We start from the raw sequence: 25,963 nt of genomic DNA, 5'->3' as shown, positions 1-25,963 counted from the left end.
GGGATATTTAGACTTATACAGCCCAAAAAAAGCCGAGTATGCTCGGCTTAGGGAAAGCGAAGGCGACTAAATTAATTCGAGTGCTTGCATCGCTTGGCGAATACGATTTTTAGTACTCTCGGATAAAGCCGTCACCGGTAAACGACATTCTTCTTGACACTTGTTTAGCAATGAAATTGCATATTTCGCACCCGCCGGGCTCGGTTCAATAAACATTGCTTGATGCAAGGGCAGCAATTTATCTTGAATTTGACTGGCTTTCGCATAATCCCCGTCTAAAGTGGCTTGTTGCATTTGCGCACACAGTTTAGGAGCCACGTTAGCCGTCACCGAAATGCAGCCTTGTCCACCACTCACATTATAAGAAACAGCGGTCGCATCTTCACCACTTAACCAACAGAAATCATCGGCGATTAACTGACGCTCAAACAAAGGGCGAGACAAATCGCCAGTGGCATCTTTCACGCCAACAATCCGCGGCAACTGTGCCAGCTTAGCCATGGTAACAGGGCTCAGGTCAACCACCGCTCGTGGTGGAATATTGTATAAAACAATCGGAATATCGGTAGCATCGTGGAGCATTTTAAAATGCTGATACAAACCGTCTTGGTTCGGCCGATTATAGTAACCCGCCACGTGCAAGGTGGCATCAGCGCCGGCTAGCTGTGCAGCTTTGGTGTATTCAATCGCCTCAAGTGGGTTATTCGACCCCGCACCAGCAATCACTGGAACCCGCCCTTTCGCCTGCTCAACCACTGTTTTCACCACAGCGATGTGCTCATCGTGGCTTAAGGTTGGGCTCTCGCCGGTGGTTCCGACCGGAACAATACCATGGGTACCTTGATTAATATGCCATTCAACTAACTCGCGAATCGCCGCATAATCTACTTTGCCTTCAATAAAGGGCGTCACCAACGCTACAATCGATCCTCTAAACATGCCCGCTCCATCACTTACATCAAAAATAAAAAAACCCGGTCACAGTGGCCGGGTTCAAAAAAGTTGTTACGTTTTACTCACACCCAGCCATTAACCACCCGCGTTTAATTGCGGGCCGTTTATACTTTTTAAACTCTATAACATATGGCAACAGGAAGTATCCTTAATAAAACGAATAGCTGCTAGCTAGTTTGCTTAGCTTGTATAAAAAGTCAAGTAACCTGAAAAATAAATCCGCAGAAGCCGTGATGAGATAGCCTTTTTCGGCAAAAGTTTCTATTATTGCGGCCACAAAACTGAGTAACCAAAGCCAAACTATGAACAGCTCACTGCACCCAACTAGTCAAGTACTCGCCCGTCATCAAGATTTATTTGTACAACAACATTTAGTGGTTGCAGGCCAACTCTACGATAACTACCCCAAAGAGCTGTTAGAACAAGTTGCCTCATTGCAACTATGTTGCAGCCATTATGGCCAATTTAGCTATTTTCAATCGATCGCAGATCCCAAAATAAACAGTCAGTTTTCGGCGACTCCAAAGTTAGCGACCCATAGTGACGCACTATTGTTTTACATGCCCAAGTCGAAACAGGAAGCGGCTTACTTATTTGCTTGCTTACTGCCACAGCTAAAAGTAGGTGCCGATATTTTTGTGATAGGAGAAAACCGAACTGGCGTAAAAAGCTGTGAAAAAATGTTGGCTGAATTTGGAGTGAAGCTGAATAAGATAGATAGTGCCCGACGTTGTGGCCTGTATTACGGACAACTGCAGCAAGTCGCCCCTGGTTTTCTGCCCGAGCATTGGGATAGCACATTTGAAGTTCAATTAGGTGAAACGCGATTGAAAGTCAGTTCACTACCTGGCGTATTTAATCACGGTAAACTCGATGATGGCAGTCAACTTTTGCTCGAGCATTTGCCGCCACTTCACGGTAAGGTGCTCGATTTCGGTTGTGGCGCGGGCATTATTGGTGCAAGCCAAGCACTATTGTATGAAATCGATATCAGCCTGCTCGATGTAAGTGCATACGCTATCGCCAGTAGCCAAGCGACCTTAATGATAAATAACTTAAATGGAACGGTAATTGCTTCTGATGGTTTAATGGAAGTGAAACAATACTTTGATTTTATAGTGAGTAATCCGCCTTTTCATGCAGGCATCGATACCCAGTATGAAACCACCGAAAGGTTTCTAGCACAAGCCAAGCAACACTTAAATACACAGGGTGAGCTATGGATTGTGGCCAATAGTTTTCTAAAATACGAAACCTTAATTAAGCAGCATTTCACCTCCTATGAAAGCGTATTTGACAACAAAAAATTCAAAATTTTACGATGTTGTCACTAAAAAAATATTAATTGCTCACGGATTAATTAAAACGCAGAGTCTGCTATTTACTTTAAAGTAAATATCTGCAAACTAAACCTAGGCACAATGAAAACGATTTCAAAATACATATAAATAAGGGACAAGGTCTAATGGCTGGAATACTTACGATGATCCTCGCTGGCGGCGAAGGCACTCGCCTCTACCCACTTACCGAAAGTCGAACCAAACCAGCGGTACCTTTTGGAGGAAGTTACCGACTCATAGACTTCGCTTTAAACAATTTTGTAAACTCTGACTTTCTAAAAATCTACGTTCTCACCCAGTTCAAATCACAATCACTCAACATTCACTTACGCCAAGCTTGGCACTTATCTGGAATTACCGATCGCTTCATCGATGCCGTACCTGCACAAATGAGAGTTGGTAAACGTTGGTATGACGGTACCGCAGATGCGATTTACCAAAATGCCCGATTTATCGAAATCAACGAACCGGAACACGTCTGTATTTTTGGCAGTGACCATATCTATAAGATGGACGTTCGACAAATGGTCGATGAACATCGTCGCAAAGAAGCGGCTTTAAGCGTCGCGGCAATTAAAGTTCCGAAAGCACAAGCAGATCAGTTCGGTATTATTGAAGTTGACGAAGAAGGTCGGATGATCGGCTTCGAAGAAAAACCCAAACAGAATCCTAAGACCATCCCCGGTGACCCCGATCATGTACTGGCATCGATGGGAAACTATGTGTTTGAAAGAAAAGTACTGCTTGAAGCCCTCTATGAAGACGCAGTCGATCCCAATTCTAGCCATGATTTCGGCAACGACATTATTCCAAAACTGTATCCTCTGGGTAAAGTTTTTGCTTATGACTTTACTCAAAATGATATCCCTGGCGAAACCACCAGCGGCTATTGGCGTGATGTAGGAACTCTCGACGCATACTGGGCTGCCCATATGGATTTGCTTGAAGAAGAGCCCCCCTTCTCGTTATATAATCCCCAGTTCCCGTTACACACTTATTACCCGCCGCTTCCGCCTGCCACCTTTAAAGATGTCGGTGATAAAAAAGTAAGTATTAGCCAATCCCTAGTGTCAGCAGGAAGTTTTGTCTTAGGCTCCGAAGTCAATCGTAGCGTACTCGGCTTTAGAAGCCATGTTCGCCCCGGCTCAGTGATCAGTGAATCGGTGTTAATTGCCAACTGTCGGATTGGTGAAGGTTGTCATATTCGTCGCGCAATTATCGACAAAAATGCAGAAATTGCCCCCGGAACAGTCATCGGAGAAAACTTAGAGGAAGACCGCAAACGTTTCACTGTATCACCAGAAGGTATTGTTGTTGTTCCGAAAAGTGCCAAGGTTGGATTTTAATCCATCGATTTGCCTTGAAAACAACCAAGCATTTACTCTAGAATCGTCACTTATGAGGAACCATTTGGTGCCTCACTAGTAAAGGAGCGACCTGTGACAGCCCATCCTGTCAGGATACTATTCTTAGCCTCTGAAGTAGAAAGCCTAGCCAAAACTGGTGGTCTTGCCGATGTAGCTAAAGCCTTACCACTTGCCCTCAAAGAGCATGGACAAGACGTAAGAATCATCATGCCTTTTTATAAAACTTTGAAACGACATGATGAGGCTGAAAAACTGCTCGACTTGCGACTGCATACCGCCAATCATATAGACGATATAGAATATTCGGTATATCGTTTAATGTTAGAAGATGTGCCTGTTTATCTCATTAAACAACCAGCCTACTTCGATCGAGATCAACTTTATAGTGAAGGTGAATTTGCTTACGACGATAACGGCGAGCGTTTTTCTTTTTTCTCTCGAGCCGTTTTTCAAGTCGCCAAAGCCCTAGACTTTAAACCCGATATTTTTCATTGCAACGATTGGCATACCGCTTTAGTCCCCTACCTTCTGAAGCAAAAATACGCCCATCACCCTTTTTTCTGCAATAGTAAATCGGTGTTAACCATTCACAATGCTGCTTTTCAAGGTATCTTTGAAAAACACCAGTTCCATCTATTAGAAGGCTTAGCCGATGGCTTAGTAGATCAAATTTTAGATGGTTATAATTGTATTAATTTACTCAAAGCGGGGATCCGCTTTGCCGACAAAATCAATGCCGTTAGCGCAAATTACGCACAGGAATTACTGACCCGTTTAGGATCTCATGGATTATGTGACTACTTTGAACAACGTCGTGCCGATTTGGTTGGTATTCTCAATGGCTGCGATTATTCAGATTGGGATCCAAAAACCGATCAACTAATTCCAAGCAACTACTCTCAAAGTGATCTCAGTGGTAAAGCCGTATGTCGGCAAGCCCTGCAACTAAATGCCGACTTGCCACAAACCAATGCGCCGATCTTTGGCATGGTATGTCGCTTAACCGAGCAAAAAGGCTTTTATTTACTACTTCCAGCCTTAGAACAATTTTTACGCCACAACGTGCAGGTGATTATTGTCGGAACTGGGGATAGTGGGATCGTTGCCAAGCTACAGACTTTAGAGCAGCAATGGCCAAATAAATTGCGCTTTATTCATGCTTTTAGCAACGAGCTCGCCCACTTAGTTGAAGCTGGTGCGGATTTTTTCCTCATGCCATCTCTGTTTGAGCCATGCGGTCTCAACCAAATGTATAGCTTAGCCTATGGCACCCTCCCCATCGTTCGTGGGGTTGGTGGTTTAAAAGATACCGTGACCGACTTTGATGAAGATCCCTTAAAAGCCACAGGGCATATCTTTTATGATCCCGAACCCGCTGATTTGCTCAATACCTTGCGCCGAGCTTTACTGCTTTATTTAGAAGATTATGAAGCATTCAAAGCCATGCGTCACCGAGCAATGGAATCGCTGTTCCATTGGCAGCAATCAGTTTGGCAATATGAAGCCTTGTATAATGAAGCCCTAAATGTGGAGCCAGTTCAACATCAATAATAATATATCGTCAGGGAGTGGCGACCCTGGCTATTATTATCTAACCTGAACATAAGGACTTAATTTAAGGGAATTTTTATGCGTATATCAGAGGAAGTTCATAATTTCACTGAGTTTCTCTTAGGCGAACAATTGATCGCTTTAGATGTCGAGAATCGTTGTGATCCAGAGCGTTTGCAGGATTTATGTTGCTTGGTATTAAACCGTCTTCCCCCTCGCTATATCCGCCATAATGTGGATGTGCTTAGCGCGATAAGCGATGAGGAACGGGCTCAGTTAATAGAGAAAACCAAGTTAGCGATTGAAGAAGGCTTAATATACTTGAAGCAAGACCGCCGCCAAGGTTCTCGCGACTAACGGTAGAAACTCAACAGATCTCCAGTTCAATATGAGTGCAGTCCTTAGCACAATAAATACCAGAGGCTTGGGTCTGCGATTGGCTCGGTAAAACTAGATATAAAGGCTGCCGACACTGCTCACAAGTTTTTGCCTTGCCAGCTAACACTTGTTTGATCAGCTGACGCTGCTGCTGATAGGAATTTGCACTACGTTTGTTAAGCTCTTTAAATCCAGACATTCTTTACTTCTCTTTGCGATACCCCCCAACCTTAGAGATAAGCAGAGTTCGATGCAAACGGTTTTTTGATAGCCGTACTTTATTGCTGAGACTTGAGCCATCACACTGGTTGAATCACTGAGTTTATCTAGCTCTGCTTTTAATCAGCCCCAGAAACGATCAGTTATCTTCTCTTCCCTCTGGGTATTGTGGCAAGTCATCACTAATCTGACTCCAGTTCGCTTTATAAGCCGTATAAATATGTGCATCTGGCGCTTCATCAATATCACTATCAAGCGTACCGAGACTAAACTCGACTAATTTGCCGTTATCGTTAGCCGGAGCAAACGTAAGGCTCGAGCCGCAACGCCCACAAAACTGCCGGGTGGTCCCATTATCCGCTTTAAATTGACGCAATAGATCTTGGCCGCTGAGCCAATGAAAATGTTCTTGTTTTGCTTCACCATAAGTGGCGTAAGCTGCGCCGTGAAACTTACGACACATACCACAATGGCAATGCCCCATTTGGGGCTCAATTTGATCCACTTGATAACGGATACCACCACACAAACATTGACCGAGATATGGACTCATCATTTACTCCTTCATTTATCATTGATATTAACCAAAACACATAGCAAGCATCTGCTCAGTTGGACTCACTCATAGAATGTGTAACCATTAGTCAGTAAACTATCACTTTTTCACAAGCCTTGCATACGACGGCATAAGGGTAAATTTTAGATGTTAAAAATAGTTAATGGGCAAGATTTTGCCAACTTTAGCGAACAAGCTAAAGCAGCACCACGCCAACGCAGTCATCATAACCTGCACCCGTCTCATGATGCCATGGTACAACGCTTGTTTATCGCAACTGAACCCAATACCTATATGCGTCCTCATCGGCATAGTGAAGCCCATAAGTGGGAACTATTCTTGGTTTTACAAGGCCAACTCGATTTACTCATCTTTAATGAACAAGGCAAATTGACCGAACGCCATAGCTTATCTCCTGCAACCAATCGCGCTATTGAAATACCACCACTCACCTGGCACGGCTATGCTTGCATGCAAACAGGGACTATTGGACTGGAAATCAAAGAAGGAGCCTATCAACCAACTCCCGATGAAGATTTCGCCCCTTGGTCTCCCGCAGAGAGTGATCCCAAAGCCAGTCACTATCGAGATTGGATGCGCACCGCTCAAGTCGAATAAATATCAGCTTTATATTGCCTAATTATCGGCATTAAAATTAAACACTTGGTGCTGAATTATGGTTGATATGCAGGCATAGGATGAATGATAAATGCCAGTGATGAGAGCGCGGGAAATCAGATAAATCCAGAAAAGTAACTATCGTATTGTCATCGGTTTAGACTTTTACTCTCTGATTGTACCTAGAAAAACAATGCAAGCAGCAAAACCAAAAACGCCCTCAATGAGGGCGTTTTCACATAACATTAGCTCGCTTTAAACTTAACTCGCCAAGCATGTAATAACGGCTCAGTATAGCCACTGGGTTGCTCGCAGCCTTTAAAGACTAAATCAAGCGCAGCCAAATAGGCACAACTGCTGGTCAAGCGACCGATCATGGGAAGATACGCAGGATCATCACTATTTTGCTGATCGACTAAAGCAGCAATAGCTTCAAAGCGTTGCATCACCAAATTTTCACTTACAACGCCATGTTTCAACCAGTTCGCCACATGCTGGCTGGATATACGCAAGGTGGCCCGGTCTTCCATTAAACCCACGCCATTAATGTCGGGGACCTTAGAACAACCTACACCTTGCTCAACCCAGCGCACCACATAACCTAAAATACCCTGAATATTATTATCCAGTTCATCCACTAGCTGCTGTTCAGTCCAATCGGTATTCACCGCCAAAGGTGGCGTTAATAACCCAGCCAAACGCGGCTCACAATGCTCACTCAATTGCTCGAGCAATTGCTGTTGGATCCCAAACACTTCCACTTGATGATAATGGATCGCATGTAAAGTTGCGGCGGTTGGAGAAGGAACCCATGCCGTACTCGCACCACTTTTAGGGTGAGCGACTTTTGCCTGCATCATATCGGCCATCATTTCTGGCATCGCCCACATTCCCTTACCGATTTGCGCCTTACCTTTTAAGCCACAACTTAAACCAGTTTCAACATTGCTCAGCTCGTAATCCTTGATCCACTGGCTTTCTTTAATCTCTCCTTTTGGCACCATCACACCTGCGCACATACTGGTGTGGATCTCATCACCAGTTCGGTCCAAGAAGCCAGTATTAATAAACACAACTCGTTGCTTCGCTTCAGCAATACAAGCCTTTAAATTCACACTGGTACGGCGTTCTTCATCCATAATACCAAGTTTAATAGTATTCTCTGCGAGGCCGAGTAATTCTTCTACAGCGGCAAATAACTGATTGCTAAAGGCAACTTCTTCAGGGCCATGCATCTTCGGTTTGACGATATAAATCGACCCTTCTCTGGAATTTCGATAAGGGCTATTGCCGAGCAAGTCGTGCTTGGCAATTAAGCTGGTAAATACCGCATCTAGCAAACCTTCAGGCACTTGATTACCTTCGCTATCGAGTATCAGGTCACTATTCATTAAGTGCCCAACATTACGCACAAACATCAGGGAGCGACCACTCAGGCTAAAACCATGTCCCTGCGGATTAAGGTAATGACGATTTGCATTCAATGAGCGAGTAATCGTTTCCCCGTTTTTAACCAGTTGCTCACTCAAGCTACCTTGCATTAAACCTAACCAATTACGGTACACCGCAACTTTATCTTCCGCGTCAACCGCAGCAATCGAGTCTTCACAGTCCATAATAGTGGTTAAAGCCGCTTCTAATACAATATCTTTGATTGACGCATTATCGCTAGAACCAATCAAATGCTCGCCATCAAACTGAATTTCAAGATGCAAACCGTGGTGTTTAAGCAAGATCGCACTAGGGGCTTCGGCCTCGCCTTGATAGCCAGCCAATTGAGCGGCTTCAGCTAAGGTGGTATTTGAACCATCACTTAATCTTACCAACAATCCACCCGCTAACACGCTGTATTTACAAGCGTTGGCATGACTACCGTGCGTTAAGGGGCAAAACTTATCGAGCAAGGCGCGACCATAGGCAATAACCGCCGCCCCCCGTTCTGGATTATATTGCTGAGTCGGCGCTAATGTTCCCTCTTGTGAAATCACATCGGTCCCATATAAAGCGTCGTATAAACTGCCCCAGCGAGCATTCGCCGCATTCAAGGCGTAACGTGCATTCATCACCGGAACCACTAACTGCGGGCCAGCTAATACCGCCAACTCGGGGTCCACTTTGTTGGTATCCAAGCTCACCGCTTGAGGGACTTCAACCAAATAACCGATATCTTTAAGGAACTGCTGATAAGACTCGGCATCAATGGGCGCGGGATGTTGCTGATGCCACAGATCAATCTGGGATTGTAAATGCTCACGCTTGCTCAGTAACTGCCGATTACGAGGAATGAACTGCTGTAAATATTGTTCGAGTTTAGGCCAAAAATCTGCTTGTTCGACTCCCGTCCCGGGCAATACTTGCTGATTGATAAATTGGTAAAGTAAATTCGATACTTTGAAATGTTCGAGCGGAAGGTAGTTCGATTCCTTGTTGATTTGCGTATCCATCAAATGCTCCCTTAAATTTATAGTTATAATTTATTTCGCGTTAGCTCATGCTTAGCGTTTAGTTATTGTGACCTTGTTCAACCTTGCTTCTATCTCATAGCAAATTTACATATTCGAATAAGTATCATCCCATAAAAAGAAACAACATAACAATCAGCCAAATGTCGTATGCACCATAATACAGCGTTTCACCAATCTTTTTCAAACACTCGTTTAAATCAACTCGCTATGAGCTGTTTACAATACTAAACAACAAATACTAATAATATGATTTTATTAAGTAAAAACATCTTTAGTGCAATAAGTAACGACTCGACATTCCATCACCGCGACCCGGTTTAACTCAAAGCCCAGCGTAACCTTATCTGCTCAGCCACACCGCTGGGTAAGCATCTCTTAGTCATGTGAGGGATACTTATGGCACATCATTGTAGTAAACGAATTGTAGCAGCGGACTGCGCTTTGCCAGCTCACGAATGTGGCAAACTTTATGAGTCAATGTGGCATGGCCATTTGGCAATGACAACTGCACCTGAATTTGCTCGTGAATACCCAATACTCTACCATCTTAATTATTTACCAATACGCTTCAGCTTTCTGCGACTTGGCTTGGTTTACCAAAGCTGGATTGAAGTATGGTTCACCAAGCCCAAGCTACTAACCATCATTATGTCAGTAATTTTGTGCTCAATTTGCTTAATTGAAAGAGATTGGAGCAAGCATCCAAATAGACACTCCACGAGAAATCACCCAATACCATCTCAACCGATAATTATTGGCGCTCAACGCTTACTTTCGATACAACAGGCAAGACACCACAAAACTAGCATGATGCAGCTGCCTGTCAAAACCGATGGCTCACTCACTGCGGATGGCCCTTTTTAGGGAGCGAACATTGGGTATATACGGGAAGCCTACAACTATCGAGCTGTTTATTGCCACGATTGGTCAAGCTGACTTACCGCCTCGGCTCAGCTGAGCTAAGCTAAATTAGGTTCTGCTGTTTGTGAGAAGCAAAATGAATACCGTCAAACCCTTAAGTAAACCAGCAATCATAGTGGGATTAAAAAACCTGCCCAATTGGCAATATAAAGAAGGTTTTATTAGCAAAGACTATCAATTTAAAAATTTTATTGAAGCATTTGAGTTTATGAGCCGAGTGGCCAATTACGCAGAACAACAACAGCATCATCCCAACTGGAGCAATACCTACAACCGAGTCAATATTCGCCTCACAACCCACGAATGTAAAGGGGTCAGTGATCGTGATTTCAAGTTAGCCAAACTCATTGAACAACTATTCACCCAGTATTATTCAGTCAAGTGAGGTTGTTTGAGGATGATATTCCATCATCGCTAAATATCCTGCGAACCGCTTGTTGAAGCTCTGGGAGCAAACGCTGTTCAAACCATGGGTTGTTGCGCAACCAATGCCGATTACGCGGAGAAGGATGAGGTAAAGGCCAATAACCCTTCATGCTATGCTCAGAATAGTTCGCCACATTCTCGGTTAAATTTGATTGGGTTGGTCTGACTAAATAGCGAGCCTGGGCATAGCGCCCACCAACAAGGTCATTTCAACTTTAGTTAAGCTCGCCATAATGGCGGTATGCCATTGTTCATAACAAACCACTGGCGGTGGCAAGTCGCCTTGTGTTCCTTTACCGGGATAACAAAACGCACAAGGTACAATTGCAACGCAATGCGGATCATAAAATATTTGCTCACTAATACCCAGCCACTGCCGCAATCGCTTGCCACTCGCATCATCCCAAGGAACCCCAGTTTGATGGACTTTGCTCCCCGGTGCTTGACCAATGATCAGCAACCGCGCATCTACACTCGCTTGGATCACTGGCCGAGGTACCAATTGAGCTTGGCACAAACGGCATGCACGAATATCACTTAACAATTTTGTTAGAGATTGAGTCTGATGATCAGCAGTCATTGATCTGAGCACCTAAGGACAAGGGAGCCGATATTCATCCCCTAAATACTGCAAGCGCGCCTCAAGTTCTTCGGAGATCACCAGTTCAACACTCATTAAGTTCTCTTTAAGTTGCTCCAGTGAGGTAGCCCCAATAATATTCGAGCCAACAAAACTCCGCTGATTCACAAAGGCTAGCGCAAGCTGCACAGGGCTAAGTCCAAACTCTTGCGCCAAATCAACATAAGCTTGAATCGCCTTATGCGCAACTTCGGAACCATAACGAGCAAAACGTTTATATAAGGTTAAACGAGCGCCTTCCGGCCATTGATTGTTTAGATACTTGCCTGACAAGGCCCCAAAGGCCAAAGGCGAGTACGCCAATAAAGGGACATTTTCCCGATGAGAGATCTCGGCCAAGCCCACTTCATAGCTTCGATTTAATAAATTGTAAGGATTTTGGATTGATATAATCTTTGGTAAGTTGTGTTTCTCGGCCAATTGCAAATAACGCATCATCCCCCAAGGCGTTTCATTAGAGATGCCGATATAACGAACTTTTCCTGATTTGACTAAATCGGCCAATGCCTCAAGCGTTTCAATAATCGGCGTTTGTGGCATTCCTTCTTGATGTTGGTAATTAAGCTGACCAAAGAAGTTACTTGCTCTATCCGGCCAATGTACTTGGTACAGATCCAAATAATCAGTTTGCAAACGACTTAACGAATCCTCAACCGCCTGATGGATACTATTCCAGTTCAAGGACATATCCGGGCGAATATACCCCCCGCGATCAGACTTAGAGGGCGCAGCCACTTTCGAGGCTAACACCACCTCATCACGATTATCACGCAATTTCAGATAGTTTCCGATGATGGTTTCGGTATCTCCCTGGCTATTTTCTCGAGGAGGTACTGGATACATCTCGGCGGTATCGATAAAATTAACGCCCTTACCAAGCGCATAGTCCAACTGAGCAAAGGCTTCGGCCTGAGTATTTTGTTCGCCCCAAGTCATCGTTCCTAAACAAATTTCACTCACCTCTAAATGGGAACTACCCAAACGCCGATATCTCATATTTATATCCTCAAACCCGTCACCTCAAAATACCATGTTAACGCCAATCCCAGCGAAGAGTAAAATATGACTGATTAATCAATAGTTGTGAATCATTTGTTGAGCTAAATCTATTTTTCTATAAATATTAAGATCATATTGGTGATCTATCGGATACTTCCATATTAATTTTTTAGTTATTATAAAACGGTACGACTTAAAACAAGTTCATGGAGTAATTGTGAAGAAAGGATCCCTACTCATTGCACTATTGTGGAGTATAAGTGCCGCAGCCAGCGCAGCTGATGTAACCATACATTATAAGAGTATCAGCAATAATTACGACGGATGGGGCCTGCATATCTGGGCTGGTAAAGAAATGGTTAATGGCAAAATTGTACCAGCCAAAACCGATTTTCGACTACGCCAAGGAACCTCGCCAAACCAGCCACTCATGCCGGATAAATTCGACAATTTTGGTGTCGTATTTACGATCCCAGTTAAAAGCGATGCCAAACAGTTCTCCTATACTGTCACCAATGGTAAATCCCATCATATGGGGATTACAGAATGGAAGTGGATTAAAAACAAACAGGGATTCAATATATGGTTGGTCGAAAACGATCCTAAAGTTTATCGTTCCCTACCGGAGCAATATGATAATGTCGCGACTGTTAGCCCCAGTAGAAAAGTAAAATCGGTGGCCGCAAGCCCTCAGCTGATGCTTCCCGTCCCCCAAGCGATGGTTAATTCAGCGGAAGTGAAGACCAACAAAACCACAGTCGCCAAAAACATCGTCACAACAGCGACCGCTGAAAATGCCTCAGAAAAATCCGATATTCAGCATTCTTTAACGATATTAAAAGACAATATTAATAAGAAAAACAAAACCATTAGCAAACTACAATCGGCTCTCAATAGCAGCCAAAATATCAATCAGCGTTTGCAAAATAATCTCAATCAAAAACTTCTAGATTATCAAAAACTACTGCAACTCAATGACAAAATAAGCAATGAAAACAGAACATTAACCGCTTCAAATCAAGGCTTACTTCGACAAACGAAAACTCGCGAAAACAACCCAGCAGAGCAGCAACTAATTAAACGTAATCAACAATTGGAACAACAATTAAGCGAGTTAAATAAGCAATTACTAGGATTACAAAACGATCTCAATCAAAATAATAGTGATGCTCAACTGCTGCAAAATTTACAGCAACAACTCCCTCAGTTACAAAGCGAACGAGATGAATTACAGCAACAAAACGCGAAGCTCAGCTCTCATATTGTAGAATTAATTCAAAATTCAGATAGCCCAATACCAAATCAGGCCAATGAAAGCACTTGGTGGTTATTTGCAGCCATCGTTGCCACCTTAATCATTACCATCACCTTTATTTTCCTTAGTATGAGCAAACGTTACAAAGAGCAACAATTAAAAATGGAAGAACGCTTAAAGCTTAAAGAAGACGAAATTAAAACCGAAAAAATCTACGCAGCAGCAGCCAACGAAAAACTACGCAAAGTGCTGCACGCCGAAGCGAAACAACAAACTTGGGCCCCTCTGCCCGACGGCTTACCTCACAACTTAAGAAAAGATACCGCTTAAAACATTTAGGCCAGCCTGCTGGCCTTTTCTTCACCCAATAGTAGAAAGACTTGGAACAAGCGAAGCACAGGCTCTATGATTAGCTCTCAACCCTTACATCATGAGAGTGGAATGGAACTGCATATATTCGATCTAGATGAAACTTTGATTGCAGGCGATAGTGGCATGTTATGGCATCAATTTTTAGTCAATTCAGAAATCGTCACAGACAAGGACTTCTTAAGCAAAGATATCGCGATGATGCAGCTATATGCCAAAGGGGAATTAAAACTTGAACAGTATATTGCCTTTAGTCTAAAGCCTATCCAGAGACTCCATCACCAAGATGTCGAAACATTAGTCAAAATATTCGTGAAACAGTACATTCCACAAATTATTTACCCCGAAGCCAAACGACTGATTAGTGACTTAAGCCATCGCCAACAAACGATATTACTCATCTCTGCCACATTAAGCTTTATCGTGAAAGAAATAGCACAACAACTACACATCAAATATCATCTCGGTGTCGATCTTGAACAAGTCAACCAGTGTTATACTCCAAGCATAAAAGGAGTCGCCAGCTTCCGAGAAGGGAAAATAACACGTTTACAACAGTGGCTACAAACCCGAACCGAAAAATATCGAACGCTACACTTCTACTCCGACTCAATCAACGATCAAGCCTTATTAGAGTACGTAGATAAGCCTTATGTAGTCAATCCTTGTCCTAAGCTTCAGGCCGTAGCCAAAAGTAAAGGCTGGCCGGAAATCAACTGGCAAATCAGCCATCAATAAAACGAATGAAGGATAACTTGTCGTGCTTTCGAGATTCTGAGTTTAAGTTAAAAACGAAAGCTAGGCTTTCGTTTTTGTTCTGATGCGGGCTTTTAAAGTTGACTCTGAATATAATTTTCAAGGCCAATTTTCTTAATAAGACCCAATTGTTGTTCCAACCAATAAGCATGATCCATTTCGGTATCATCGATCAGGGCTTGTAGCATATTACGCGTCACATAGTCTTTTTTAAGCTCACATAAGGCCATGGTTTCTTTGAGCATCGCATCGACTTCATATTCCACTTTAAGGTCGTTTTCTAGCATGCTTGGGACATCTTTCCCTACTCGTAATGGTTCGCGTTGACTTAAATCAGGCGTCCCCTCTAGAAACAAAATACGTTGAATCAATAAAGAAGCATGTCCTTTTTCATCATCATATTCGTGGTCAATGCGTTCGAACAGTTTATTAATTCCCCAATCTTCATACATCCTAGAATGAATAAAATATTGGTCCATCGCAGTCAGCTCATTCATTAATAAACGATTTAGAGCATCAATTACGTCACTATCACCCTTCATTAGTCGTCTCCTTCGCTAATTTGCGCCGCCAAATAATTCTCGAGGCCCATCTTTTCAATTTGATATTGTTGCGTTTCGATCCAATCAATATGATCTTCTTCGAAATTCAAAATCTCTTCCAATAAATCACGGCTTACGTAGTCTTTCGCCAACTCACATTGGCTAATCGCATCTTTAAGGATCGGCAACTGCTCCAGCTGAAAATCTATATCGCATTGCAGCATTTCTTCAACGGCTTCGCCAATGCGTAAGCTACCCAACATATGTGCATGCGGTAAGCCTTCGAGAAACAAAATTCGTTCCATCAACTTATCCGCCTGCTTCATGTCTTTAATAGACTTCTTATAATTGCGCTGATTGAGCAACTCGAAGCCCCAGTTCCGGTACATTCGAGCATGCAAAAAATACTGATTAATCGAGGTTAGCTCCGAAACTAGCACCTTGTTTAACAAGGCAATTATCTTAGGATCTGACTTCATAAAGGCCTTCCATACTTAGATATTCATTAGCCATTGAGTATATACCTTGAACCAAGAATTCGCACATTATTTTTTACATTTCATTAACTTACAACCGATTAATAAGAATGATTGCTGTTTGTAATTGCATTCGTATAGTTCAATATTTGTTCGCCGTGAAACGGCCAAAACGGTTCATGCGCTGGAGGTAAAACGCAAAGGCCTCGCACCCAAAGTCTGGAATGACATCAATTTGAAGATAACTGTAGATAATGGCTGCCAAGTTGCCGCATTTGTTGACTAATCCACTTCACTCGCTGGTTTATATAAGCGGTTCTTGGCCATAGGTGATAACGATAAGGGCTGGGTAAAAGCGCCGCTAAGCTAGCCGACTGTTCCACGGTTAAATCGGCTGCAGAGCGTTTAAAGTACTGTTGACTCGCGGCTTCGACACCATAGATCCCTGGGCCGAATTCAACAATATTCAAATAAATCTCCAGGATCCTGGTCTTACTTAAATTGGCCTCCAGTAATAGACTCAGTCCCGCTTCTATAGCCTTGCGCCAATAACTCTGAGTCGGCCATAAATATAAATTCTTAGCCGTTTGCTGGGTAATTGTGCTCGCCCCACGTAGACTCTGCCCCCGATGATTATCTTGATAAGCTTGCCAGATCGCGGCAAAGTCTAAACCCCAATGCAACGGGAAACGCTGATCTTCCGCTGCGACCACCGCTAAGCTCATATAAGGAGAGATACGATTGATCGGTGACCACTGATGAGCAACTTTCTGTGGGTAACTCACGGGGGGATAAATACTACGGTGGATCCGCCATGCCCATATCGGCGGATCAATCCAGCGTAAACCGAGAACCATCAGCTCCACCATCATTGTTAGAACCAACAATAAGCCCAAGAGCTTTGCACCAATGCGACCTAGCATCACATTCCTTAGCGATCAGCTTAAAACAACCACTTTAGATAAATTTACTCGCAAAATGAAGGACTCATTCATTAGACAAGATATCACTCCCTGCAGTGGATCTATGCAAAGCCCTCATATGCCTTCACCTTATTTAGTGGCTGTGTTTAGGTCTTTGCTGTCTTTTAGACCAGTACTCGGCTAAATAATGAACCAATAAACCAAGGCTTAAACCCCAAAACGCACTGCCAATCCCCAACAAATTAATCCCCGAAGTAGTGACTAAAAAAGTCATCATCGCGGCCTCTCGACCACGCACATCCACTAGCGCGGCAAGCAAACTATTTGCCACCGTACTTAATAAGGCGAGCCCAGCAATGGCAGCGACTAAGGCTTGAGGAAAGGCCGAAAATAGACTCACCACAGTCGCGCCCATCAAACCAATCAAAATATAAAAACAACCCGCCCATATAGAAGCCCAATAACGTTTACTCGGATCAACATCAGCTTCCTTTCCCATACAAATAGCTGCCGTAATCGCCGCTAGATTAAAGGCAAATCCGCCAAAAGGTGCCAACAATAACCCAGTGAAACCCGTCCAGCTAATCAACGGTGAAACTGGAGGCCGATAACCATTGCCATGCAGCGCTGCGATCCCCGGCATATTTTGCGACGCCATAGTGACAATAAATAAAGGAAGCCCCACACCAACAAGTGCCTGCATTGAAAATTCGGGCGTCACCCATTGTGGACTTGCCAATTGAAAACTCACCGAACCCAGTTCAAGTAAGCCTAGGCTATAAGCGCTCAGGCAACCCGCAGTTAAGGTCAATAACATCACATAACGAGCCACCAAGTGACGACCGATGAGATAACAAACAAGCATACTTGCGACCAACAAGCTTTGGCTTTGCAAAGCGCTGAATAATCGTAAACAAAAAGGTAGTAAGACACCGGCTAACATGGCCGCAGCTAAAGACTGAGGGATCCAACGGATGAGTTTATCAATCAAGCCACTGATACCACATAGGCTAATCAACAAAGAGCTAAACAAGAATGCACCAACGGCTTGTTGCATCGACAAACCAGACAGACTAGTCACCAGTAAGGCGGCTCCCGGAGTAGACCAAGCAGTAAGGATCGGTTGCTTATAATAGAAAGATAAACCAATGCTACTTAAGCCCATCCCCAAGCCAAGAGCCCATAACCAAGAACTAATTTGCTGCTCACTCGCCCCCACCGCAGCAGCAGCTTGAAAAATAATCACCGCCGAACTGGTATATCCAACTAACACCGCGATAAATCCCGCAGAAATCCGTGATACCTTAAATACTTCATTCATCTCATATCACTCCCTAAACATGAGTTTTGTGCGTTATAACATACAACATAGACGAACCTAACATTTGTGCGTTATAACGCACAACATAGACAAGCCTAACATTTGTGCGCTATAACATACAATAATAAATTTGCGTTAATGAAGGGACTAATTTGCAAGCCGTCAATCAGTATTTAGCGGAAGTACTCAAGCACAAGCGTCAACAGAAAAATTGGAGTTTAACTCAGGCAGCTCAAAAAACCGGCGTCAGTAAAGCGATGCTGGGTCAGATTGAGCGGGGCGAGTCTAGCCCTACGGTTGCGACTCTCTGGAAAATCGCCAGTGGATTTTCTACCTCACTCTCCAGCTTCTTAGAACCCAACTTAAACGAAGCTCAGGGCACTATCGTAAGAATTGCAGAACAACTCCGCCAACAACCTGCAACCGACGATATGCTGGTCGCGACCTTATTTCCTTTTGAACAACGGTTTGGTTTTGAAATGTTTGAACTCACACTATTGCCCGGTTATCAACGAGTTTCTGAGCCACATGAAGCAGGCGTCAGCGAGCATTTGATCGTAATTCGTGGGGAAATGGATGTGTTAGTCGAGGGACAATGGATAACCCTACCAGAGGGACAAGCGCTGCGCTTTGCTGGTGATAAAGAACACGGCTATCGCAATTTGAATCCACAGCCAGCGGTATTCCACAATTTAATCCATTACTCGCAGAGCTAAGACTACTTTAAAGCGAGGCTCTCAAACGAAAAAAGCCTGCTAAAAGCAGGCTTTTTAAAAGGTGGTGCCCGGAGGCGGAATCGAACCACCGACACGAGGATTTTCAATCCTCTGCTCTACCGACTGAGCTATCCGGGCAACGGCGGCTATTAAACGTTTTTAGCATAAACAAGTCAACCGCTTTTTCTCAAATTGGTGCTGAGTGCCTACAAAGCGAACAAAGCTAGCAAAAAATCAGCAATTTTCCCCAGCGAGATGAAACAGGTTTGCGTCAGTTCTACCAAGGAAGGTGATATCTAATGACCAAATCATACTGCCAAAGATTTACACGTAGTGCTTTACTCTCGCAATAGTCGCTTGCTAACGGCCCCGACTCACTTAACCCTCGAGTTATTTATAATGAGAAATAGAGCTTAATTCCAGACAAAATATTGGTGACCGCAACAGATGCTAATATCAGGCCCATTACACGACTAACAATGCTCGCGCCACTATTTCCAATCAAACGATGGATCGGGCTTGCCGCAAGCATCAATAACAAAGCGACCAGTAATACACACAACATACTGGTCGCTGTTTGAACTTGTTCAAAGAAATTATAGCGGCTGTTTTCGGTTAACAATACAGCAGCGAGCATTGCTCCAGGGCTTGCGATTGAAGGGACCGCGAGAGGAAAAACTGCAGTTTCAGTAATTTTATTAACCAGTTTAAGTTCTTCTTCTGGTTTACTCTCTCCAAATATCATTGAAAGCGCGAATAAGAAAAGCACAATCCCACCAGCAACTTGAAACGCAGGTAGAGGAATTTCAATCGCCGTGAGAATGATTTCCCCCGCAACCACAAAAAACAGCAAAATCAGTGCAGAGATAAAAATGGCCCTTATAGCGATTTTTCGTTTATCTTGTTCTGCATAAGGGCTGGTCACCGAAATAAAAACCGGTACGGTCCCGATCGGGTCGATTACAGCAAAAAAGAAAATAAACGTCGCGATAAACTCTTGCATAATCCTTTCTCCTAAGCAGATGGCTCTTGGGTGGTGAACAGTTGCTAAATCAGGGAATTTGAATCGTGGGCCAGTCCATCGATTGGTAAAAACTTATAAATGCTGTAAAACCGACTTCACAAACGGTGATTTTAATTTACCATAAGCCTCTTGTTCAGAGATTCCGGTAGCAATAATCGCCTGTTTTGACTGTTCATACTCATATCGCGCTAATGGATTAGCAAGCATATATTGTTTGTATTTTAGCTGCTTGTGATGCTCCTCTGAGTCATCTTCAATTACATGTACATGAACAAAGTATTTGTGGCCTTTATAGACTACGGCCCCATCCTTCCGAGGACGCTCAACTGGAAATGGCTTAGCACTGACCTGGTCTTGAAAACCGAGTAATTTCAGGTGTTCAACAGCAATGCTTAATTTGCCAACCGGATAAAGAACGGAAAGATCGATGATTCCTTTTCCACCGACCTTCGCTGATGTAGAACCAATATGTATTACGTCTAACTGCTCAGTGCGTATCAAACTAATCAGTGACTCGGCAATCAATAAGTAAGTTTCTGTCCAAGGCTTAAATTCAGCTTTAATTTTTTCATATTTTAAAATATTCATCACGGTGAACTCATCAAACATAGTGGGAGGTCAAATGCACCACTATGCACAAGCTCCTGATTCAAAACAAGAGCGGACAGGAGCGACAACAGAAGTGTATTCACTAATACTTTGCAGATACAATCTGAGAACTGAATTGAACCATCAAGCATCGCGACAACAATAGTTATCGGGTGACAGGTTTAGCGCTAACTATTTTCTATAGAAGCAACTATCACTCGATTTCGCCCAGAGGATTTTGCTTGATAAAGCGCCTTATCTGCACTCGCCACCAATTGTTCTGCAGATTGGCTTTCTTGTGATGCCGCAACCCCCATGCTTGCAGTCACTTTGTATTGATGAGAAAAATCAAGTTCCTCAATAGCAACTCTTAACTTCTCAGCCAATATTTTAGCACCATCAAGCTTGGTCGAAGGGCTAATGACTAAAAATTCTTCTCCCCCCCATCGACCAACATAATCAACCTTTCTAGTCACCATTTTCAGCCTTTGTGACACTTTCACCAAAGTTTCATCTCCTGCCTGATGTCCCCAGGTATCATTGATCGACTTAAAATGGTCGAGGTCAATGATGACCACCGAAAATACTTCGTCGTATCGATAAAAACGCTCCAGCTCCTTAACTAACACTTGATTCAATTTGTGTCGATTAAAAAGCTGAGTCAGTGGGTCAGTGACCGATAAACGCTCCAGTACTTTTTCAGACGTAATATCTTGGGCGACTTGGGCATAACCAATTAATTTCTGGTCCTCATCGTACTCAGGCATAATCTTACTATTCAGCCAATATTCTTCACCAGTTTTTTTACAATCACGAAGCTCACCATGCCACTCCTCACCTTTGGTTATCGCTCCCCATAACTCTGTATGTACTTCAGAACTCACCGCGGGATGCTTCAACATACTGTGAGTACTTCCAAGCAATTCCTCCTTACTGTACTCAGAGATACAACACATCCGTTCACTCACCTTTGTAATGATGCCTTCCACATCGGTATGGCTGGTAATCACATGCTTATCCAACAGCTGATCAGAACGCAACAAGGCTTCCAATGTTTGAGACAAGCGTTTTTGTAAACGAGCAGGAAATAGTGCCACCAGCCAAGACAGCGGAAAAGAAATTAGCAACACAATCCCTGCGATGACTAAAGCCGTATATTGATTTTTACTATGCATCGCATCGAGTAAGGCTTGTTTAGGAAGCATAACGAGTTTTAAGCCTTCATTATTATTAATAATGGCTTCAATATTCATCTCATATATGCCGTTATTAAATGTTGAATAAAGTTCATCAAATGACTTTCGCCCTGGAATATAGGCACTCCAAGCAAGCGCTGCATTTGGGTGATAGAGAATGTCCCCCTCTTTGTCTACAACAAAAATTGTAAACTCACTAGAATCTGTCAAGGTTTGCAATACCTCTGAAAAATCAACATTGATAATAAGCATTCCAAAAAATTCCCCTTCTTGATAGAGCGGTGTCGCTGCTCGTATCGTTGGACGATAGGGTAATTCAACTTGCTCATTTTCCATGTTTAAGTCCACTCTAGAATGCCAGTGTTGATTCTGGCTAAGCTTGCTGACTTCTTGAAAATAGTATCGCTGTGATTTGTTCTGTAATTGAGAATGAGGAGTGAAAGAGATCTTGCCAAGGTCATCTTGATTGAGGCGAACGACTTCCACCCCATTATGATCAAGCAAGCGGAGCTGCATGAATATTGGTTTGGAAGCGATAATCCCCAGGAGAAATTCTTCAAGTGCAGTCATATTTACCACACTTTGCTCAACCATATATCTTTGGGTGATAGGATTGGAAGCAATCGATGACAAACTCGCATCAAACCCTGCTAAGAACTCTTCTAACACATGAGTTTTAGAAACTTTCTCATTTTTAAAGCCAAGCGCAAGTGCATTATCAATATTGACCACTTGCATACGGTAATTAACTAAGGACGTAAATAACGCAACCAAAATACCGAAAAATAAAAAGCAAAACGTAAAAAATAGATAAATTTTACGGCTCATCAGTCGCATGAGACCAAATTTTAAGCTGTTTTTTTTCAAGAGCATCGACGAGCGCCTTAAATTCCCTTACCAAATACTAATTGTATACCTTAAAAACACTCAGCTAACATTTATAGGTGATTTATTTGTGGTATTTATCAATTTAGCTTTTAGCCGTAAACTTGAACCCATCAAGCTTACCGAAAAGAAGCTCATGAACTTAAGTTCAATTCATTTTAGCCAAAACACTCAATAGACTAACAACCCGCACCCAAATAAATAACATATCGAATAAAAATCAGGCAACTGCTTTTGAAAGCGCCTGATGGCTTGCCAAAAAAGCCTCATTGTTATAATGTAACGTTCAATTTTTACAGTTAGCCCCGACTTGGGTACAACTGATACTTTCCCTTGAATGGTTCAGTGATGTCTACAGCAAATTATTTACAACATGTCAGTGACTACTGTAAACAGCTTAAGCTTAACTTCACCCCCAACCGTTCTGTCGTATTGGCGATATTACATCGCAGTAAAAATCCACTCAGTGCCTACGATATTTTGGCTGAGCTACAACAGCTACAACCCAAAGCTAAACCGCCCACGGTTTATCGAGCACTCGAGTTTTTGCTTCAACATCACTTTATCCAGCATATCGAGTCAAGCAGCCGCTATCTGGTGAGCCAACAACTCGCACCATTTAGTCCCAAACCATTATTAATTTGTAGTAATTGCCAGCAAGTAGCTCAACCGAGTTTATCGAGCTCTCTAAGAAGTGAACTCCAGCACTTTGCCGACCAGCAAGGCTTTCACTTGCATCCACAAAGCTACGAATTTCATGGTTTATGTCTTCACTGCCAACAAAAGGCAACCTTATGATTGCTTTGCTCACATCCACTCACTTGACTCGAATAATAACAACAGCTGTATCAAAACAGCATGTAACAGGTAATAGATTTCATGTTTAACAACAAAGCCCCCATTTTTCGTCGACCAAGCAGACTGCCCAGTAAACACTGGCAGCTTATCCTTGCTTGTGGCGCGGTGATAACCATCGCCAGCATTTGGCCAAATACTCAACCACTCACCAGCCAATCTCGCCAACTCATTGAGTTGCCAGAAAATGAGTTTAGCAGTGAGCATCAGGGTCCTGTATTTACCTTATCTCACAACTCGCGTGATGCGATTAGTTTACTAAAACAAGATGCCCGTTCAGAACCCAGCGCCGAACAATTTAAGCCAACAGATACAACAACCGATACCCAAACGAGCTCACTCTCGGAAGGTAAAGCACCCCAGCAACAGACTAAATCAGCCGAAGTTGGCGGCATTCAGAGTTACAGCTATACCATTAAAGAAGGTGATACCTTAGGCAAGATCTTTAACCGTTTCAAAATAGATCAAACGACTATGTACCAAGTGCTTGAAGCTGATGTTTCGGTACTGGCATTGGATACCTTAAGCCCAGGGCATAAACTCACCTTTACCATCGACCATGACACCCAACAGCTACAGTCCTTGCGTTTAGCCTTTAACCCAGCACAACAAATTATATTTACCCGAGTCGATGCGACTAACTTTGAGTACCAAACGATTAGTATTGATGGTCAATGGCAAAAACAGGCAATTACAGGCACGATTCAAGGTAGCTTTTATTTATCAGCTCGCAAAGTAGGACTAACGCCTAGCGAAATCGAGCAAGTTGCACAGATGTTTCAAGATAAGATCCGCTTTGAAAGAGACTTTAGAGCCGGGGATGTGTTTCAAGTGGTAAGAAATCGCCAGTTTATCGATGATGCTCTCACTGGCCAAAGTGAAATTAGTGCGGTACGGATCTTTAATCGTGGAAAACAATATAGTGCTTATTTATTTAACAATGGTAACTATTACGACCAAGCAGGCGAAAGCCTTGCTCGGGCTTTTATGCGGGTGCCACTCAAACATAATCAACGCGTTAGTTCGCCATTTAATCCACGCCGCAAACATCCAGTAACCGGCAGAATTTCGCCTCATAATGGGACCGACTTTTCGGTGGCCATTGGCACCCCTGTGCTGGCCGCTGGGGATGGCGTGGTGATGCGAGTCGAAAATCACCCCTATGCGGGAAAATACATCGTCATCCAACACGGCGGTAAGTATCGTTCACGCTATTTGCACCTCAACAAATTTAAGGTGAAAAAAGGCCAACGGGTGACCCGAGGTCAAGTGATTGCCGAGTCCGGAAATACCGGACGCACAACGGGTCCTCACCTACACTATGAATTCCATATAAACGGTCGAGCAGTCAATCCAATGACCGCAAAAATTCCATTGGCTTCATCCATCGACAAACAAGAGCGTCCAGCCTTTAAACAGTTAGTCAATCAAATGAACCAACTGATCCAAGCAGGGTAATGCACGATATACCCGATAAAAAAACGGACGAGATAGTCCGTTTTTTTATCGGCGAAGAACATCGAGTCAGCTTGAAAAATACACGCTGACTCGACATGATGGCTCAGCGGCGAAGCCTAAGATGAAACCAAGTTGTCACTCGCGCATTCATCACAACAAGGATTGATGATCCGCTCCGCACAGTTGTAAGGCTCGATATGAACAATAACATCAACCACCTCATCTAACTCTTTCATCAAGTGTTCTTTAAACTCTTCACTAATATCATGCGCCTTTTCGACGCTCATCAGCGGATCAACCAACAAGTGAAAATCCACTAGAATAGCGCTTCCCACTCGACGGTTGCGAATTTCATGCACTTCTTGAATATCTACATTTAAGCTGGCGTGATGTTGAATCCGTTGTTCTAAATCTTCATCGGCTTGTTTTTCACTGATCTCTTGAATCGCTGGCCAGACAATTTCCCAAGCAGCTTTTAAAATCATAGCCGTCACCAACAAAGCCGCTATTTGATCCAAATAGGAGAGATAGGGGAAGAAATAGTTCGCCACCACAGCGACTGCAACAGGCATCGAGCTCAGGGCATCACTACGATGATGCCAAGCATTGGCATGTAAAGCCCGGCTATTAACTTTCTTTGCCTGAATCACAGTCCAACGATACAACGCTTCTTTCACCACGATTGACAAGATAGCAGCCCACAAAGCTAACACCCCAGGATTGGGATTCGCCTCAGCATTAAAGGAGTTAATTGAATCCCAAGCGATCCCTAAGCCCACAACCACCAACAAGCCACCAATAAAAATATTGGTGAGCGTTTCGAAACGACCATGGCCATAGGGGTGTTCTTTGTCGGCTGGTGCCGCCCAATACCGCGAGCCGAGTAAAATAGCAGCATCAGTGACCAAATCAGAAAAACTGTGCACACCATCAGCCACCAAGGCTTGGCTACCAGTTAACTTACCCACACCAATTTTCAATACCGCTAAAAATACGTTAGCAATTGAGCCTATCCATGTTGCTTTGCGAACCGTGTTCAGCACTTGCTGTTGCATAACCTATCCGATAATGACCAAGAGTAAGGCGTTATTGTACCCAGTTCAATCGATAAAAACGAGTCGAAGCTGGCGATAAAAACACAGCTAAGTTATTGAAAATAATTCGT

26 protein-coding genes and 1 tRNA gene are annotated in these 25,963 nt (G+C 43.3%); 11 read left to right on the top strand and 16 right to left on the bottom strand.

Going from position 1 to position 25,963, the window contains the following annotated elements; genetic code table 11:
• Positions 1-66 precede the first annotated feature (66 nt).
• Entirely contained in the window at positions 67-939 is an 873-nt protein-coding gene (dapA, locus tag ACRRSY_RS05800) for a 4-hydroxy-tetrahydrodipicolinate synthase (protein ID WP_432454104.1), read from the bottom strand.
• Positions 940-1,256: 317 nt separating this feature from the next.
• Between dapA and rsmC the strand changes: the two genes are divergently transcribed.
• The 4 genes from rsmC (at position 1,257) to ACRRSY_RS05780 (ending at position 5,569) form a co-directional block, all read left to right on the top strand.
• Positions 1,257-2,288 carry a 16S rRNA (guanine(1207)-N(2))-methyltransferase RsmC gene (gene rsmC, locus ACRRSY_RS05795; protein WP_432464524.1) on the top strand — a complete coding sequence of 344 codons (1,032 nt, stop codon included), beginning with the start codon at positions 1,257-1,259 and terminating at the stop codon, positions 2,286-2,288.
• A 131-nt stretch (positions 2,289-2,419) separates the two neighbouring features.
• A complete protein-coding gene (gene glgC / locus ACRRSY_RS05790) occupies positions 2,420-3,640 on the top strand; it encodes a glucose-1-phosphate adenylyltransferase (protein WP_432454106.1) in 1,221 nt (406 codons plus the stop codon).
• Positions 3,641-3,733: 93 nt separating this feature from the next.
• Complete coding sequence (gene glgA / locus ACRRSY_RS05785; RefSeq protein ID WP_432454107.1) at positions 3,734-5,212, top strand: glycogen synthase GlgA; 1,479 nt, start codon at positions 3,734-3,736, stop codon at positions 5,210-5,212.
• Between the two features lie 78 nt (positions 5,213-5,290).
• Positions 5,291-5,569, top strand: coding sequence for a late competence development ComFB family protein (locus ACRRSY_RS05780; protein ID WP_432454108.1), 279 nt, complete (start codon positions 5,291-5,293; stop codon positions 5,567-5,569).
• Positions 5,570-5,579: 10 nt separating this feature from the next.
• Here ACRRSY_RS05780 and ACRRSY_RS05775 read toward each other — a convergent pair whose 3' ends face one another.
• Positions 5,580-5,789: a hypothetical protein gene (locus ACRRSY_RS05775; protein ID WP_432454109.1), complete on the bottom strand. Its 210-nt coding sequence runs from the start codon at positions 5,787-5,789 to the stop codon at positions 5,580-5,582.
• A gap of 159 nt (positions 5,790-5,948) precedes the next feature.
• Positions 5,949-6,365 carry a GFA family protein gene (locus ACRRSY_RS05770; protein WP_439033347.1) on the bottom strand — a complete coding sequence of 139 codons (417 nt, stop codon included), beginning with the start codon at positions 6,363-6,365 and terminating at the stop codon, positions 5,949-5,951.
• 147 nt (positions 6,366-6,512) lie between these two features.
• Between ACRRSY_RS05770 and ACRRSY_RS05765 the strand changes: the two genes are divergently transcribed.
• Positions 6,513-6,983, top strand: coding sequence for a WbuC family cupin fold metalloprotein (locus ACRRSY_RS05765; protein WP_432454111.1), 471 nt, complete (start codon positions 6,513-6,515; stop codon positions 6,981-6,983).
• Between the two features lie 245 nt (positions 6,984-7,228).
• Here ACRRSY_RS05765 and ACRRSY_RS05760 read toward each other — a convergent pair whose 3' ends face one another.
• Positions 7,229-9,427, bottom strand: coding sequence for a malate synthase G (locus ACRRSY_RS05760; RefSeq protein ID WP_432464523.1), 2,199 nt, complete (start codon positions 9,425-9,427; stop codon positions 7,229-7,231).
• Positions 9,428-10,445: 1,018 nt separating this feature from the next.
• On the opposite strand from ACRRSY_RS05760, the gene ACRRSY_RS05755 reads away from it, so the two are divergent.
• Positions 10,446-10,754 carry a 4a-hydroxytetrahydrobiopterin dehydratase gene (locus tag ACRRSY_RS05755; RefSeq protein WP_432454113.1) on the top strand — a complete coding sequence of 103 codons (309 nt, stop codon included), beginning with the start codon at positions 10,446-10,448 and terminating at the stop codon, positions 10,752-10,754.
• Here the strand turns inward: ACRRSY_RS05755 and ACRRSY_RS05750 are convergent.
• The 3 genes from ACRRSY_RS05750 to ACRRSY_RS05740 are packed head-to-tail and all read right to left on the bottom strand — an operon-like array spanning position 10,747 to position 12,431.
• Positions 10,747-10,929 (bottom strand): uracil-DNA glycosylase family protein, encoded by a 183-nt coding sequence (locus ACRRSY_RS05750; protein ID WP_432464522.1) that lies wholly within the window; start codon positions 10,927-10,929, stop codon positions 10,747-10,749. The two genes, ACRRSY_RS05755 and ACRRSY_RS05750, sit on opposite strands and share 8 nt — an antisense overlap.
• Before the next feature lie 32 nt (positions 10,930-10,961).
• Entirely contained in the window at positions 10,962-11,375 is a 414-nt protein-coding gene (locus ACRRSY_RS05745) for a uracil-DNA glycosylase family protein (RefSeq protein WP_432464521.1), read from the bottom strand.
• Positions 11,376-11,387: 12 nt separating this feature from the next.
• Positions 11,388-12,431, bottom strand: a complete 1,044-nt coding sequence (locus tag ACRRSY_RS05740) for an NADP(H)-dependent aldo-keto reductase (RefSeq protein WP_432454115.1) — start codon at positions 12,429-12,431, stop codon at positions 11,388-11,390.
• A gap of 220 nt (positions 12,432-12,651) precedes the next feature.
• Between ACRRSY_RS05740 and ACRRSY_RS05735 the strand changes: the two genes are divergently transcribed.
• Both ACRRSY_RS05735 and ACRRSY_RS05730 read left to right on the top strand, forming a co-directional pair.
• Complete coding sequence (locus ACRRSY_RS05735; protein ID WP_432464520.1) at positions 12,652-14,019, top strand: pullulanase-associated domain-containing protein; 1,368 nt, start codon at positions 12,652-12,654, stop codon at positions 14,017-14,019.
• Between the two features lie 111 nt (positions 14,020-14,130).
• Positions 14,131-14,796, top strand: coding sequence for an HAD family hydrolase (locus ACRRSY_RS05730; protein ID WP_432458868.1), 666 nt, complete (start codon positions 14,131-14,133; stop codon positions 14,794-14,796).
• A 92-nt stretch (positions 14,797-14,888) separates the two neighbouring features.
• On the opposite strand, the gene bfr (ACRRSY_RS05725) is transcribed toward ACRRSY_RS05730, so the two are convergent.
• The 4 genes from bfr (ACRRSY_RS05725) to ACRRSY_RS05710 all read right to left on the bottom strand — a co-directional run bounded on the left by bfr (ACRRSY_RS05725) (position 14,889) and on the right by ACRRSY_RS05710 (position 18,076).
• Complete coding sequence (bfr, locus tag ACRRSY_RS05725; RefSeq protein WP_432454118.1) at positions 14,889-15,356, bottom strand: bacterioferritin; 468 nt, start codon at positions 15,354-15,356, stop codon at positions 14,889-14,891.
• Positions 15,356-15,835: a bacterioferritin gene (gene bfr / locus ACRRSY_RS05720; RefSeq protein WP_432454119.1), complete on the bottom strand. Its 480-nt coding sequence runs from the start codon at positions 15,833-15,835 to the stop codon at positions 15,356-15,358. The genes bfr (ACRRSY_RS05725) and bfr (ACRRSY_RS05720) overlap by 1 nt, the downstream gene beginning before the upstream one ends.
• A 227-nt stretch (positions 15,836-16,062) precedes the next feature.
• On the bottom strand, positions 16,063-16,755 hold the full coding sequence (gene mtgA, locus ACRRSY_RS05715) for a monofunctional biosynthetic peptidoglycan transglycosylase (RefSeq protein ID WP_432464519.1): 693 nt from the start codon (positions 16,753-16,755) through the stop codon (positions 16,063-16,065).
• Between the two features lie 133 nt (positions 16,756-16,888).
• Positions 16,889-18,076 (bottom strand): benzoate/H(+) symporter BenE family transporter, encoded by a 1,188-nt coding sequence (locus tag ACRRSY_RS05710; RefSeq protein ID WP_432464518.1) that lies wholly within the window; start codon positions 18,074-18,076, stop codon positions 16,889-16,891.
• A gap of 152 nt (positions 18,077-18,228) precedes the next feature.
• Here ACRRSY_RS05710 and ACRRSY_RS05705 point away from each other — a divergent pair, with 152 nt between their 5' ends.
• On the top strand, positions 18,229-18,792 hold the full coding sequence (locus tag ACRRSY_RS05705; RefSeq protein ID WP_432454122.1) for a helix-turn-helix domain-containing protein: 564 nt from the start codon (positions 18,229-18,231) through the stop codon (positions 18,790-18,792).
• Positions 18,793-18,854: 62 nt separating this feature from the next.
• Here ACRRSY_RS05705 and ACRRSY_RS05700 read toward each other — a convergent pair.
• The 4 genes from ACRRSY_RS05700 to ACRRSY_RS05685 form a co-directional block, all read right to left on the bottom strand.
• Positions 18,855-18,930, bottom strand: a tRNA-Phe gene (locus tag ACRRSY_RS05700).
• 256 nt (positions 18,931-19,186) lie between these two features.
• The gene (locus ACRRSY_RS05695; protein WP_432454123.1) at positions 19,187-19,795 is read right to left on the bottom strand and encodes a MarC family protein; all 609 of its coding nucleotides are present in this window, start codon (positions 19,793-19,795) and stop codon (positions 19,187-19,189) included.
• A 93-nt stretch (positions 19,796-19,888) separates the two neighbouring features.
• Positions 19,889-20,404, bottom strand: coding sequence for a GrpB family protein (locus ACRRSY_RS05690; RefSeq protein WP_432464708.1), 516 nt, complete (start codon positions 20,402-20,404; stop codon positions 19,889-19,891).
• Between the two features lie 188 nt (positions 20,405-20,592).
• Complete coding sequence (locus tag ACRRSY_RS05685) at positions 20,593-22,473, bottom strand: sensor domain-containing diguanylate cyclase (protein WP_432464517.1); 1,881 nt, start codon at positions 22,471-22,473, stop codon at positions 20,593-20,595.
• A 360-nt stretch (positions 22,474-22,833) separates the two neighbouring features.
• Here ACRRSY_RS05685 and ACRRSY_RS05680 point away from each other — a divergent pair, with 360 nt between their 5' ends.
• Positions 22,834-23,283 (top strand): Fur family transcriptional regulator, encoded by a 450-nt coding sequence (locus tag ACRRSY_RS05680; RefSeq protein ID WP_432454126.1) that lies wholly within the window; start codon positions 22,834-22,836, stop codon positions 23,281-23,283.
• An 81-nt stretch (positions 23,284-23,364) separates the two neighbouring features.
• Entirely contained in the window at positions 23,365-24,798 is a 1,434-nt protein-coding gene (locus ACRRSY_RS05675) for a peptidoglycan DD-metalloendopeptidase family protein (RefSeq protein ID WP_432454127.1), read from the top strand.
• 116 nt (positions 24,799-24,914) lie between these two features.
• Here ACRRSY_RS05675 and ACRRSY_RS05670 read toward each other — a convergent pair whose 3' ends face one another.
• On the bottom strand, positions 24,915-25,853 hold the full coding sequence (locus tag ACRRSY_RS05670) for a cation diffusion facilitator family transporter (RefSeq protein WP_432454128.1): 939 nt from the start codon (positions 25,851-25,853) through the stop codon (positions 24,915-24,917).
• Positions 25,854-25,963: the final 110 nt, after the last annotated feature.

Source organism: Agarivorans sp. QJM3NY_33 (assembly GCF_050870865.2).
Lineage (GTDB): Bacteria > Pseudomonadota > Gammaproteobacteria > Enterobacterales > Celerinatantimonadaceae > Agarivorans.
Note: the sequence above shows the minus strand (reverse complement) of the source record. Positions and strands in the feature narration are given on the sequence as shown.

Bases quoted from the DNA above. Each gene is read 5' to 3' on its own strand.
- ACRRSY_RS05685 (WP_432464517.1), bottom strand. From the start codon at position 22,473: ATGCTCTTGAAAAAAAACAGCTTAAAATTTGGTCTCATGCGACTGATG.
- ACRRSY_RS05730 (WP_432458868.1), top strand. From the start codon at position 14,131: ATGGAACTGCATATATTCGATCTAGATGAAACTTTGATTGCAGGCGAT.
- glgC (WP_432454106.1), top strand. From the start codon at position 2,420: ATGGCTGGAATACTTACGATGATCCTCGCTGGCGGCGAAGGCACTCGC.
- ACRRSY_RS05680 (WP_432454126.1), top strand. From the start codon at position 22,834: ATGTCTACAGCAAATTATTTACAACATGTCAGTGACTACTGTAAACAG.
- ACRRSY_RS05770 (WP_439033347.1), bottom strand. From the start codon at position 6,365: ATGATGAGTCCATATCTCGGTCAATGTTTGTGTGGTGGTATCCGTTAT.
- ACRRSY_RS05670 (WP_432454128.1), bottom strand. From the start codon at position 25,853: ATGCAACAGCAAGTGCTGAACACGGTTCGCAAAGCAACATGGATAGGC.
- ACRRSY_RS05690 (WP_432464708.1), bottom strand. From the start codon at position 20,404: ATGAATATTTTAAAATATGAAAAAATTAAAGCTGAATTTAAGCCTTGG.
- bfr (WP_432454118.1), bottom strand. From the start codon at position 15,356: ATGAAGGGTGATAGTGACGTAATTGATGCTCTAAATCGTTTATTAATG.
- ACRRSY_RS05745 (WP_432464521.1), bottom strand. From the start codon at position 11,375: ATGACTGCTGATCATCAGACTCAATCTCTAACAAAATTGTTAAGTGAT.
- ACRRSY_RS05695 (WP_432454123.1), bottom strand. From the start codon at position 19,795: ATGCAAGAGTTTATCGCGACGTTTATTTTCTTTTTTGCTGTAATCGAC.
- ACRRSY_RS05740 (WP_432454115.1), bottom strand. From the start codon at position 12,431: ATGAGATATCGGCGTTTGGGTAGTTCCCATTTAGAGGTGAGTGAAATT.
- ACRRSY_RS05775 (WP_432454109.1), bottom strand. From the start codon at position 5,789: ATGTCTGGATTTAAAGAGCTTAACAAACGTAGTGCAAATTCCTATCAG.
- dapA (WP_432454104.1), bottom strand. From the start codon at position 939: ATGTTTAGAGGATCGATTGTAGCGTTGGTGACGCCCTTTATTGAAGGC.
- ACRRSY_RS05755 (WP_432454113.1), top strand. From the start codon at position 10,446: ATGAATACCGTCAAACCCTTAAGTAAACCAGCAATCATAGTGGGATTA.
- rsmC (WP_432464524.1), top strand. From the start codon at position 1,257: ATGAACAGCTCACTGCACCCAACTAGTCAAGTACTCGCCCGTCATCAA.
- bfr (WP_432454119.1), bottom strand. From the start codon at position 15,835: ATGAAGTCAGATCCTAAGATAATTGCCTTGTTAAACAAGGTGCTAGTT.
- ACRRSY_RS05780 (WP_432454108.1), top strand. From the start codon at position 5,291: ATGCGTATATCAGAGGAAGTTCATAATTTCACTGAGTTTCTCTTAGGC.
- ACRRSY_RS05760 (WP_432464523.1), bottom strand. From the start codon at position 9,427: ATGGATACGCAAATCAACAAGGAATCGAACTACCTTCCGCTCGAACAT.
- mtgA (WP_432464519.1), bottom strand. From the start codon at position 16,755: ATGCTAGGTCGCATTGGTGCAAAGCTCTTGGGCTTATTGTTGGTTCTA.
- ACRRSY_RS05710 (WP_432464518.1), bottom strand. From the start codon at position 18,076: ATGAATGAAGTATTTAAGGTATCACGGATTTCTGCGGGATTTATCGCG.
- ACRRSY_RS05765 (WP_432454111.1), top strand. From the start codon at position 6,513: ATGTTAAAAATAGTTAATGGGCAAGATTTTGCCAACTTTAGCGAACAA.
- ACRRSY_RS05675 (WP_432454127.1), top strand. From the start codon at position 23,365: ATGTTTAACAACAAAGCCCCCATTTTTCGTCGACCAAGCAGACTGCCC.